The organism is Micromonospora sp. WMMA1998 (assembly GCF_027497375.1).
GTDB classification, from domain to species: domain Bacteria; phylum Actinomycetota; class Actinomycetes; order Mycobacteriales; family Micromonosporaceae; genus Micromonospora; species Micromonospora sediminicola.
The window spans coordinates 243613-254694 of record NZ_CP114911.1 but is presented as its reverse complement, the minus strand read 5'-3'; the positions used below and the strand labels follow the sequence as shown (position 1 = coordinate 254694).

Below are 11082 nucleotides of genomic sequence, written 5' to 3'. Positions count from 1 at the left end.
CTGCCCGATGTCTGCGCCCGAGCTCCCGTACGCGCGCCACATCTGCTGATATGGACTGTCGTGGATGAGAACACCGCGCGTCAAGAAGCGGGAACGGGTTTTGCGAACGTTGCCATCCCTGCCCCCGGGTCGACCCGGCGGGCCGACCGGGGCGCCGGACCGACCGGCCGGCCCACCCGGGTCACGTGCAGGATGCGCCCGGGCTCGACGTCCAGCAGCGCGCCGAGCGCGTCGCGACTGCCAGGGACGTCGACGAGCTGGCTCAGCGGATGGGCCGCCAGCCCGGCCGCCTGCACCGTCAGCCACACCCGCAGCAGCACCCGTCCGAACTCGACCTGCCCGGCCTCGTCCAGGTCGGCGGGCGCGACCAGCGCCAGCAACGCTCCCCCACGCGCCAGCGGATCACCGCCGGCGGCGGCGAGCGCCCGCGGCAGTCCCAGCGGTCGCAGCACCGGGTACGCGGCCAGCGCCGCCCGCAGTCCGACGGCCGCCGGCCGGGACAACCCGAGACACCTGTCGGTCAGCCCGTCCGCCCGGTAGTCCCGACGGGCCGGGTCGAGGCGCAGCCACCGCCGCAGCTCCGCCACGACCGCTGGGTCCCCGTACACGTGACGGTCGGCGGCGCGCAGCAACGCGCCGACCCGCCCACCGTCCGGGACCACGTGGACCGCGCCGCCCGACCGACGGGCGACGGCGTCCACGGCCGCGACCACGTCGGCGTCCGGCCCGTCGGTGAACCGGCCCCGGTCGGTCCGTCGGTCCCACACCTCCGGGGTGCGAAACGGCGTCCGGTACGGGTGCCGCGCTGGGCGCAGCCGGCCCACCCGCCGGTCGGCGGCGTCGAGGTCGGCGACCCAGCCCAGCCGCAGCCCCGCGTCGGCGGCGACGATCAGGCAGGTCTCCACGAACGCGCCCAGCGACAGCCGCAGGTCCCGCCCGGTCGGGTCGCCGGCCGGCAGCGCGTCGGCCGGGTCCCAGCCCACCGTGACCGCCCACCGCTCGTAGCGCAGCCGCCAGGGTTGGGTGTTGTGCGCGCTCGGAGCCCGCCAGCACAGCGGCTCCAACGCGCGGAACGCGGCGAGGTCCATGTCAGCGCTCCCGGGCGTAGAAGGTGTAACCGTGCAGCGGACGGCCGCCGAGCCGCCGGAACTGGGCCGCCGACGCCGGGTTGTCCCGCCCGACGTAGGTGCTGCGCAGCGTCGTGTAGCCGCCGGCCCGCAGGTGGTGGTGCAGGTGCGCGGAGAGCAGCCGCTGGTAGCCGCGCCCCTGGAAGTCCGGCACCACGCCCTTGACGATCAGCACCGCCTCCCGCCGGTAGCGGCGACGGCGCGCCAGCAGCCGCAGCTGGTTGACCGGGCGCAGGTCGCCGCGCACCGCGACCAGGAACGCGCTGATGTCCGGCACGCAGAGCACGAACGCCACCGGCCGGCCGTCCCGGGTCAGGTGGAGCAGCAACGACTCGTCGAGCAGGTGGGCCAGGCCGTCGGTCTGCCGGCGCAACTGCGCGGCCGAGATCGGCGTGTAGTAGCCGAGTTGGGCGAACGAGTCGTTCAGCATCCCGCGCAGCAGGTCGAGCTGCGCGTCCAGCCGCCGCACGTTCCCCCGGTGCAGTTCCAGCCGCGCGCCGTCGGGCTGCACGCCGAGCTGGGGCGGCGGCCCGTCCGGCGCCGGGACCGGACAGATCCAGGTGTCGGAGACGAACCGGCGGGTGAACCCGTACGCCTCGTAGGCGGCCGGGTAGCGCGGCGGGTTCCAGGCGCTGTCCACGAACCCCCGGTCGTCGAACCCGGAGGTGATCACCCCACCGGCCTGGTTGGGCAGCAGCGCCACCGGCCCGAACAGCAGGTCCCGGTCGGCGGCGGCGTGCCCGGCGATCGCGTCGAACAGCGGCTCGGCGGCCGGCGCGGCGAACTCGGTCAGCCCGAACAGCTGGCACCGCCGGCCGAGCTTCGCGTCCAGGTCCGCGTCGGTGTGCAGGGTGGTCCGGGCGACCACCGCGCCGGTGGCGTCGCGCAGCACGTACATCGGCACGCCGTCACGCCACCAGCGGCGGATCTGCTGACGCGGCGTCGGCACGTAGCGGGGCTCGCCCGCGTACAGCCGGTCGGTGAGGGCGACGAAGTCCCGCAGGCCACGTCGGTCGGTGACCCGGGTGAACCGGTGGCCGCTCACCGGCGCACCGCCGGGCCGGTCGTCTCCGCGCCCAGCGGCGTGAAGGTGTCGATGTGGCCCATCGCGCCGTCCTCGGCCCGCCACGCGCCGTTGGAGTAGCCGTCCGGGGACGCCGTGTAGAGCCGGATGAACCCGGCGGTCGCGTTGCGGGTGCCGTCGGTCAGCCACGTCATCAGCCGCCGGTGGTGCCGGGTCCGGGCGAAGCGCAGCATCGCGTCCCGGTCGGTGAAGAACGCGATCGTGCCGAGCGTGAGCGGGAACTGCCAGTAGACGGTGTGCCAGCAGTAGCCGGACATCCGGCGCATGTCCCGGACCATCCGGAACCAGTCGGGGGCCAGCCGCAGCAGCACCAGCGGGTTCGCGTAGCGGGTACCGCCGATGAACATGGCGCCGGCACGGGCCTGCGCCGGGGCGCGGGAGAAGTCACGGGTACGCACGGGTCACCTCACCAGGTAGGCGTTCTTGAGCTTCTGCCGGCCGGCGAACGGACCGTGGTCCGCCTCGTGCAGCTCCACCCGCAGGTCCCCGGCGGTCGGGTCCTCCACCAGGGACTGCGCGAAGTCCCGCGACACCGAGGCCAGGTGCCGGCGTACCCCGTCGCGGCACGCGTCGGCGAGCGCCGCGCGCTGCGCGGCGGCCAGCGGGCGGCGCAGCTCGACGTGGATCACCGGCCGGGTCTCCAGCGCCGCGTCCTCGTGCAACGCCAGGCAGAACCGGCTGATCTGGGCGGCGTGCGGGTTGCCGGTGTACAGGCCGTACTCGACGTCCTGCGGGTAGAGGTTCGCGCCCAGGTAGGACACCGTGGAGTCGGCGCGGCCGAACAGCAGCAGCACCGGCAGCGTCATCCGTTCCTCGGCCACCGCGGTGCGGAACTCGGCCCGGCGCACCGGGTCGGCCGCCGCCAGCTCGACGATCCGCCGGTACGGCACCAGCAGCGCCTCGTCGCCCACGTTGTAGCGCAGCCGGGGCTGGAGCACGTGCGGGCCGGTCACGGTGCAGACCAGCTCCCGCCGCTCGTTGGTCTCCAGCCAGGTGGCGAACGGGTTGTACTGGAACACCATCGGCAGCCGCTGCTCCCCGGCGCCGAGCAGCTCCGCGCGCAGCGCGGCGTCGGTACGCAGGCGCCGTCGCAGCCACACCGTGAACCGGGTCTCCGCGCCGATGCCGATGGTCAGGTCCGACGCGCCGTACGCCGAGCGCACCCGCACGAACCGCTGCTCCAGGTAGTCACGCAGCGCCTCGGTCATCCCCTCGCCGCCGCAGCTGCCGAAGATCCGGTACCGCGACCAGGGGAAGTCCTCGGCGTCCAGCCGGTCCCGCAGGTGCTTGAGGAACGGCGGGTACGCGGTGACCAGGTAGTCGAAGTCCGGGCCGAACTCCCGCAGCGTGTCGACGATCTTCCCCAGGTCCGGCCCGGTGTTCTTCACCACCGCGATCCGGGCCATCGCCGCGCCGGTCGTGGTCCCGGTCGCCCAGGCCCCCATCGAGTACGCGTTGATCACGAACGGTCGGCGCATCGGGAACGCCAACCCGGTGTAGCCGGCGATGTCCCGGTGCACCGCCCGCAGCTCCCGCTCGCCGCGCGGCCAGTTGAACGGCCGACCCGACGACCCGGCCGACTCGTCGACCACCACCCCGTGGCGCGGCAGCCGCCCCCGCCAGCAGCGGGCGGCGGCGGCGTGCGCCACCACGTACCCGGGCTTGTCGGTCTCCGGGAAGTCCCGCAGCCGGCGGCGGACGCCGGCCGGGCGGGCCCGCAGGAACGCCCGGTAGGCCGGCACCCGCCGGGCCGCCCGCACGCAGGTCGCCCGCGCGTTCGCCTCGGCGAGCCCGTCGAGCAGCGGATGGTGGTGCCGGGCCAGCCACCGCCAGCCGGCCGGACGGCGGCCGACCAGCCGGACCAGCGCCGCGACCCACCGGGCCACGAGCGACAGTGCGGCCACGGCGGGCATCGGCGTCTCGACGGTACGCAGGACGGCGGGTCGGTGCAGCGTCTCGGCCATGCCCAGCATCCTGTCGACGCCGCGTCGCCGGCACCTGAGCCGCGCGACGGTGATCGTGCTGAGTACCCGTACCCAGCCGCCGGTCAGGCCGCCGGCGGGCCGTCGCGCCGCACCGGCGGGCCGAGCAGTTCGTGCAGGTCGGCCTCGACGAGAGCGAGCAGGTCCGCGCCGAAGACGCAGAGGGTCCGCTCCCACGGGTGCCCGAACGTGCCGAAGCGGAAGTCCTCCGCCAGGAAGATGGCGTAGTCGCCGTCCGGGTACGGCGACATCGGCCAGCCCGGGTCGCCGGGCGGGTCGAGGTTGTCCGGCCCGACCAGCGCCGGCCACACCCGGTAGCAGGTGTGCTGCCAGTCGAGGCAGAGGATCGTGTCTGTACCGGTCAACGCGGTGACCGCCGCCCGGACGACCTCGACGAACCGGTCGTCGTCCGGGTCACCGAGACGCCAGGTCACCGACGGAGTCGGCTCGGTGATCGCCGGGAAGTGCCGGACGGACGGCCGGAAGTGGAACCGGGCGTCGAAGCGGTCCCAGACCTCGGTGTAGTCGTCCCGCAGCTCGCGGTAGGCCCTGCTGACCACGGACGCGTTCACACCCAGCCGCGTTGGCTGGCGTGGACACCCGCCTGGAAGCGACTTGCCGCGCCCAGGCGTTCGGTCAGGGAGGTCATCATCCGCTGGACACTGCGCACCGACACGGCGAGCTTGCGGGCCGCCGACTCGTCGGTGTGGCCTGCGGCGAGCAGCCGGATCAATTCGCGTTCGTGCGGGGTGAGGCCCTGCTCGTCCGGCGTGGTCTGCTCGGCGAAGGGTGTCGCGGTGCGCCACACCTGCTCGAACAGCGCGACCAGTCCCGCGACGACGCCCGGACTTCTCAGTTCCAGGGCGCCCCGTCGGGGGTCTTCCGGCTCGATGGGCACCAGGGCCGTGTCGCGGTCGACGATGACCAGGCGCATCGGCAGCGTCGGCGCGGTGCGCGACTCGGCGCCCAGACCGGCCATCCGCCGGGCGTGCGCGAGGGTGACCGGGTCGTTGCGGAAGCTGTCCTGGTAGACGTTGCGGATGCGCACCTCCCGCTGTAGCGCGAACTGGTTGAGCGGTCCCTCCGCCTGCAGCGTGTCCGGGCTCTGCCCGCGGCCGGTCGTGAACGACAGGCACTCGAACCGCGCGGTCTGGGACAGCTCGGCCAGACGGTCCCGGACGGCGTCGATCCCGTCGAGGACCCGCCCTTCCCGCACCTGGTGGCGGTCGTCGTGGGCGGTGGCGATGGCGGCGATGGCGGCTCTCGTGGCCTCCACCTGCCGTTGGCGGACAGCCACCTCGGCCTCGACCTTGGCCAGGAGCGCCATCAGCCCCGCCTGAGGGCGCACCAGCCGGGCCTCACCGCCGTCGGGGTCGAACCGCACCAACGCGAGGTCCGCCAGGAGGTCCAGCGCCTCGCGCACCTGATCAGGAGAAACGCCCAGGTGCCCGGCCAGACCGGCGACGTTCAGCTCGGGACGGTGGAGCATCGCCCGATAGACCAACTCGTGTTGCTCGGACAGTCCTAACAGGTCGAACATCGCCCCTCCCCCGAGTCGGCCGCCGACGGCCATTCTGCCGCGCCGGGATTCGGCGTGGTGTCCCGAACGAGGGGCTGGCGGAAAACCGCCGGGCGGGCTCGCGCCAGCCCGGACCTGCTGACAACGCCCGGGCGGACCGCGATGCTCATTTCAGGCCAGCGCGGATCACCGCAAAGCCGAGCAAGCAGCCCCGCAATTGTCGAATTCACTCCATCGGGAGGCAGATCACCGTGTCCGAAATCGCCACCGCACCTCGTCGTCTCGTCCTGATCGTCACGCTCGCTCTGGTGGTCTCCGTCGCGTTCCTCGTCGGCGGCGAGGCGCTGACCGCGCTGGCCGAAGGCTTCGGGTGGGGCAACCCGCCGGCCGGCACGCCTGCGGTCTCCGGCTGGACGGCTGGGCTGCCCACCCGAGACGGGGTCTGAGCGGTGGTGGCGACACATCTCCGCATCGCGCCGCTCACCGCCACGCCCATGGTGGACCCGGCGGCAATACGCGAGGTGCTCTCCGCGCGGTGCAGCGCGGGAAATGGCGTGGAACACATTCGCGTCCGCGCCGGTCCGCACGGCGCCGACATCATGGCATTCGTCGACACCGAAGACGTGGACGAGGCCGGCCACGCACTCCGCCGGCTCGTCCAAGAGGCCATCGCCGACACCGTCTGGCTCCGTCCGTGGCGAATCGTGTAGCCGCGGAATCCCCTTTCTCCGTTCTCTTCATCCCGCAATCAGAAATTCCTTACCGGAAGGCGAAGAAATCATGTTGATCCGACGACTCACCGCCATGACGCTCGGCGTCACCCTCGCCGCCGGCCTCGGCATCGCCGCCGGCGTCGGCGCCACGATGACCGAGGTGCCGCAGGCGGCGCACGCGGCCTCCAGCGTGGGCGGTCAGATCAGCCGCGACGAGATCCTCAGCCGCGCGCAGTACTGGTACGACAACCGCGGCAGCATCACCTACGACCAGTACGACTTCCACCACGACCAGGACGGCAAGGACTACCGTAAGGACTGCTCCGGATACGTCTCGATGGCCTGGCATCTCTCGACCTCGGCCTGGACCGGCAACATCGGCAAGGTCGCCACCCAGATCAGCAAGAACAGCCTCCTGCCCGGGGACGCGTTGAACTCGCCCACCGAACACGTCGTCCTCTTCAAACGCTGGATCAACCAGTCGACCGGCACGTTCGAGTACTACTCGTTCGGCTCCACGCCGGTGAAGATCGCGACCGACACGCTCACCGGCGGCGCCGACGGCCTCATCGATTCCCATCCGGCGAGCAACTACGTCGCACTCCGCTACCGCAACGTGATCGGCAGCGGGGAGACCCCGGTGCGCGACCCCTGGATCGCGGACGTGACGGGCGACGGTTTCCACGACCTGGTGGCCACGAAGGCCGACGGCTCGATGTGGCTGTTCTCCAACAACTACAACCGGGACAGTGCCATGCCCTACGGCGACGTCCGGCAGATCGGAAGCGGCTGGGGCAACTACGACCGGGTCATCAACGCCGACGCGAACGGCGACGGCTTCGCCGACCTGCTCGGCGTCAAGTCCGACGGCACCATGTGGCTGTTCTCCAACAACTTCGCCCGCGACGGCGGCGCGCCGTACGGTGACGTCCGGCAGGTCGGCACCGGTTGGGGCAACTACGCCCGGATCGTCCCGGCCGACGCCAACGGCGACGGCTTCACCGACCTGCTCGGCGTCAAGTCCGACGGCACCATGTGGCTGTTCTCCAACAACTACACCCGCGACGGCGGCGCGCCCTACGGCGACGTCCGCCAGGTCGGCACCGGTTGGGGCAACTACGCCCGCGTCGTCCCGGCCGACGCCAACGGCGACGGCTTCACCGACCTGCTCGGCGTCAAGTCCGACGGCACCATGTGGCTGTTCTCCAACAACTACACCCGCGACGGCGGCGCACCGTACGGCGACGTCCGCCAGGTCGGCAGCAGCTGGGGCAACTACCCCACCATCGTTCCCGCCGACGCCAACGGCGACGGCTTCACCGACCTGCTCGGCGTCAAGTCCGACGGCACCATGTGGCTGTTCTCCAACAACTACACCCGCGACGGCGGCGCACCGTACGGCGACGTCCGGCAGGTGGGCAGCAGCTGGGGCGGCTACAACCGCATCGTCTGACCCGTCCCCCATCCGAACGCGCCCGGCCCTGGCCGGGCGCGTTCGCCCGTCACCCGCTCCGCTGGGGGCCGGGCCACAGCCGGCTACGGCCGTAGCCAGCTGTCGCCGTTCGTCTGATGACTCCGCCGGGCCACGCCGGCGAGCAGGTCGGCCACCTGCACCCGGGGATCGTCCCGGGAGTCGGTCGTCACCAGGCCCGCCAGCGGTGACTCCTCTACCGGCCGTCCGGTGCCCTCGGCCAGCGCCCGCTGGAGGCGACGCAGCCGGTCGGCGGTGAGCGCGCTCTGCTCGTCGTGGACCACCAGCACCCGCCGTCCGTCGCCGCTCCAGGACAACACGGTCTCGGCCAGCGCCGGCAGCAGCGGTTCCAGCGGGGGCGGGATCGACCGGTCGTCGTCGTAGAGGCGGGCCTGGACGGCGGCCACCCGGGCGCGGTCGAGCCCGGTGAGGACGGCGTCGGCGGGCGCGTGCCGCGCCAGCGCGTCCCGGGCCCGGAGGAACCGGTCCACGCTGCCGTCGCCGGCCCGGTCCCGACGCTTGGTCCGCAGCATGTCGACGAACGCGGCCAGGAAGGCGGTCCAGTCGGCGCCGGCCGCGCGCCCGACCCGGTGCAGGGCGAGGGCGGCCTCCCGGTGCGCCGGGGCGAGACAGGTGCCGGCCGCGTACGACGGCTCCGCGATCAGCAGGTCGACGACGCGGGTGGCGAGGAAGAACTGCTTGTCGACCAGGTGCACGTGCGCCCGTCCGCGCAGCGCCGCCAGGAACCACTCCCGCGCCACGGCGGCTTCCGGGCGGCGCAGGAACTGCCGGGACTTGACCTCGTGCGGCGCGGACCGGAAGTCCGAACGCAGGGACGTGAGCAGCGCGGACGCCTCGTCGGCGCGGAGGTCGACGCTCGCGTGGGCGATCACCGGCGTGGCGGGGTCGAGCAGGTTGGTGCCGGAGAACCCGGACTCGTCACAGGCGATCTCCACGACGGGACCGGTGGGGATCCCGGCCGGCGGCAGCCCACCCTGCAACGGCAGCCTCGTCCCCGGTCCCACCCGCCCATGCTCGCCGACGCGCCCGGATCGGTCCAGGGGATTGCCGCCCGTCCCCGGACACGACGGCGGGAACCGGACGACGCGTTCGTGATCACACTCACCGCGTCGCCGACGTGGCCCCGACCGTTGAGTGGGTACGACAGGTAACCATGACGTCGTCTACCGAGGTGGTCATGACCCATGTGCCCGGCCCCGTCGACCCGGCGCGGCTCCAGGAGGTGCTGGACGGCCCGTGGGCGGCGGTCCGCGACGCGCACCGGACGCAGCTCGACGAGCGCTTCCTCCCGGTGTACGGGGAGACCGGCGACGAGGCACGCGCGCGGATCACCCGGTTGCTCGCCGAGCTGCCGACCGAGATGGGCATGCCGTCGGCCTTCCCCGCCGAGTACGGCGGCCGCTCCGACATCGGCGGCTCGATCGTGGCCAGCGAGATGCTGGCGCAGGTCGACCTGTCGCTGATGGTCAAGGCGGGCGTGCAGTGGGGGCTGTTCGGCGGCGCGGTGATGGCGCTGGGCACCGAGCGGCACCACGACGCCTATCTGCGCGACATCGTCGCCGCCCGGCTGCTGGGCTGCTTCGCCATGACCGAGACCGGTCACGGCTCCGACGTCCAGCAACTGCGCACCACCTGCGTGTACGACCCGCGGACGCAGACCTTCGACCTGCACACCCCGCACGAGGCGGCCCGAAAGGACTACATCGGCAACGCGGCCCGCGACGGCCGGATGGCGGTGGTCTTCGCCCAACTGGTCATCGAGGGGCGGCGGCACGGCGTACACGCGTGGCTGGTGCCGATCCGCGACCAGCGGGGACGGCCGCTGCCCGGCGTGACCATCGAGGACGCCGGGCCCAAGGCCGGCCTGCTCGGCGTGGACAACGGGCGGCTCAGCTTCGACCACGTCCGCGTGCCGCGGGACATGCTGCTGGACCGGTACGCCCAGGTGGCCGAGGACGGCAGCTACTCCAGCCCGATCGAGAACGACTCCCGGCGCTTCTTCACCATGCTGGGCACCCTGGTCCGGGGCCGGATCAGCGTGGGCGGCGCCGCGTCCGCGGCCACCCGCTCGGCGTTGACCATCGCGATCCGCTACGGCGACGTGCGCCGTCAGTTCGGCACGCCCGACGCCGACCGTGAGGTGCTGCTCAACGACTACCTGGCCCACCAGCGCAAGCTGCTGCCCGCGCTGGCCACCACGTACGCCCTGCACTTCGCCCAGAACGAGCTGGTCACGACGCTCACCGAGGTGCAGGGCGGAGGCGAGCCGATCGACGAGCACCGGCAGCGGGAGCTGGAGTCCCGGGCCGCCGGCCTGAAGGCCCGCCAGACGTGGCACGCCACCCGGACCATCCAGATGTGCCGCGAGGCCTGCGGCGGAGCGGGCTACCTGGCCGAGAACCGGCTGCCCGGCCTCAAGGCCGACACCGACGTGTTCACCACGTTCGAGGGCGACAACACGGTGCTGCTGCAACTGGTGGCCAAGGGGTTGCTCACCGGCTACCGGGACGAGTTCGGCTCCCTGGACGGGTGGGGGCGGGCCTCCTTCGTCGCCGACCAGGTCCGCGAGATGGTGCTCGAACGCACGGCCGCCCGTTCGCTCATCGAGCGACTGGTCGGTTCCGTGCCCGGCCGGGACGAGGAGGTCGCGGTCACCGACCGCGGCTGGCAGCTCAAGCTCTTCGAGGACCGCGAGAGGCACCTGCTCGACGGTGCGGTGCGGCGCCTGCGAAACGGCGCGACGACGAAGAAGGACCGGCCCTTCGACATCTTCAACGACGTCCAGGACCACGTCCTCGCGGTCGCCGCCGCGCACGTCGACCGGATCGCCCTGGAGGCGTTCGTCGCCGGCATCGAGTGCACCGCCGACCCGGCCGCGCAGGCGCTGCTCGCCCGCCTCTGCGACCTGTACGCGCTCAGCGTCATCGAGGCCGACAAGGGCTGGTTCCTGGAGCACGGCCGTCTCACCCCGACGCGCTCGAAGGCGATCACCGCGGTGGTGAACGGGCTGCTCAAGGAGTTGCGGCCGCACATGCGCACGCTCGTGGACGCGTTCGGGATCCCGGACCTGTGGTTGCACTGCGCCGTGCTGCGCGAGGAGGCCGGTCGGCAGGAGGTCATGGCGGCCCGGGACGCCGAGGTCGGCTGACCGTCGCCGCGCGGGGT

The 11082-nt window shown here is 72.8% G+C and carries 11 protein-coding genes; 4 read left to right on the top strand and 7 right to left on the bottom strand.

Annotated features, from left to right (window positions below):
* Window positions 1–80: 80 nt before the first annotated feature.
* The 6 genes from O7600_RS01185 to O7600_RS01160 form a co-directional block, all read right to left on the bottom strand.
* The gene (locus O7600_RS01185; protein WP_281591860.1) at window positions 81–1088 is read right to left on the bottom strand and encodes a nitroreductase; all 1008 of its coding nucleotides are present in this window, start codon (window positions 1086–1088) and stop codon (window positions 81–83) included.
* A 1-nt stretch (window position 1089) separates the two neighbouring features.
* Window positions 1090–2172 (bottom strand): hypothetical protein, encoded by a 1083-nt coding sequence (locus O7600_RS01180; protein WP_281591859.1) that lies wholly within the window; start codon window positions 2170–2172, stop codon window positions 1090–1092.
* Window positions 2169–2609, bottom strand: a complete 441-nt coding sequence (locus O7600_RS01175; protein WP_091576540.1) for a DUF4188 domain-containing protein — start codon at window positions 2607–2609, stop codon at window positions 2169–2171. The genes O7600_RS01180 and O7600_RS01175 overlap by 4 nt, the downstream gene beginning before the upstream one ends.
* A 3-nt stretch (window positions 2610–2612) precedes the next feature.
* Complete coding sequence (locus O7600_RS01170; RefSeq protein ID WP_281591858.1) at window positions 2613–4175, bottom strand: phenylacetate--CoA ligase family protein; 1563 nt, start codon at window positions 4173–4175, stop codon at window positions 2613–2615.
* 83 nt (window positions 4176–4258) lie between these two features.
* On the bottom strand, window positions 4259–4753 hold the full coding sequence (locus tag O7600_RS01165) for a DUF2716 domain-containing protein (RefSeq protein WP_281591857.1): 495 nt from the start codon (window positions 4751–4753) through the stop codon (window positions 4259–4261).
* Between the two features lie 8 nt (window positions 4754–4761).
* Complete coding sequence (locus tag O7600_RS01160; RefSeq protein WP_281591856.1) at window positions 4762–5733, bottom strand: helix-turn-helix transcriptional regulator; 972 nt, start codon at window positions 5731–5733, stop codon at window positions 4762–4764.
* A gap of 230 nt (window positions 5734–5963) precedes the next feature.
* Here O7600_RS01160 and O7600_RS01155 point away from each other — a divergent pair, with 230 nt between their 5' ends.
* The 3 genes from O7600_RS01155 to O7600_RS01145 all read left to right on the top strand — a co-directional run bounded on the left by O7600_RS01155 (window position 5964) and on the right by O7600_RS01145 (window position 7878).
* Entirely contained in the window at window positions 5964–6158 is a 195-nt protein-coding gene (locus tag O7600_RS01155) for a hypothetical protein (RefSeq protein WP_281591855.1), read from the top strand.
* Window positions 6159–6161: 3 nt separating this feature from the next.
* Window positions 6162–6422, top strand: coding sequence for a hypothetical protein (locus tag O7600_RS01150; protein ID WP_281591854.1), 261 nt, complete (start codon window positions 6162–6164; stop codon window positions 6420–6422).
* 70 nt (window positions 6423–6492) lie between these two features.
* Window positions 6493–7878 carry an FG-GAP-like repeat-containing protein gene (locus tag O7600_RS01145; RefSeq protein WP_281591853.1) on the top strand — a complete coding sequence of 462 codons (1386 nt, stop codon included), beginning with the start codon at window positions 6493–6495 and terminating at the stop codon, window positions 7876–7878.
* A gap of 83 nt (window positions 7879–7961) precedes the next feature.
* Here O7600_RS01145 and O7600_RS01140 read toward each other — a convergent pair whose 3' ends face one another.
* On the bottom strand, window positions 7962–8921 hold the full coding sequence (locus tag O7600_RS01140; protein WP_281591852.1) for a DUF3800 domain-containing protein: 960 nt from the start codon (window positions 8919–8921) through the stop codon (window positions 7962–7964).
* A gap of 173 nt (window positions 8922–9094) precedes the next feature.
* Here O7600_RS01140 and O7600_RS01135 point away from each other — a divergent pair, with 173 nt between their 5' ends.
* Window positions 9095–11065 carry an acyl-CoA dehydrogenase gene (locus O7600_RS01135; RefSeq protein WP_281591851.1) on the top strand — a complete coding sequence of 657 codons (1971 nt, stop codon included), beginning with the start codon at window positions 9095–9097 and terminating at the stop codon, window positions 11063–11065.
* Window positions 11066–11082: the final 17 nt, after the last annotated feature.

Coding starts and splice junctions, on each gene's coding strand:
- O7600_RS01185 (WP_281591860.1), bottom strand. CDS start 1,088: ATGGACCTCGCCGCGTTCCGCGCGTTGGAGCCGCTGTGCTGGCGGGCT.
- O7600_RS01170 (WP_281591858.1), bottom strand. CDS start 4,175: ATGGCCGAGACGCTGCACCGACCCGCCGTCCTGCGTACCGTCGAGACG.
- O7600_RS01160 (WP_281591856.1), bottom strand. CDS start 5,733: ATGTTCGACCTGTTAGGACTGTCCGAGCAACACGAGTTGGTCTATCGG.
- O7600_RS01145 (WP_281591853.1), top strand. CDS start 6,493: ATGTTGATCCGACGACTCACCGCCATGACGCTCGGCGTCACCCTCGCC.
- O7600_RS01135 (WP_281591851.1), top strand. CDS start 9,095: ATGACCCATGTGCCCGGCCCCGTCGACCCGGCGCGGCTCCAGGAGGTG.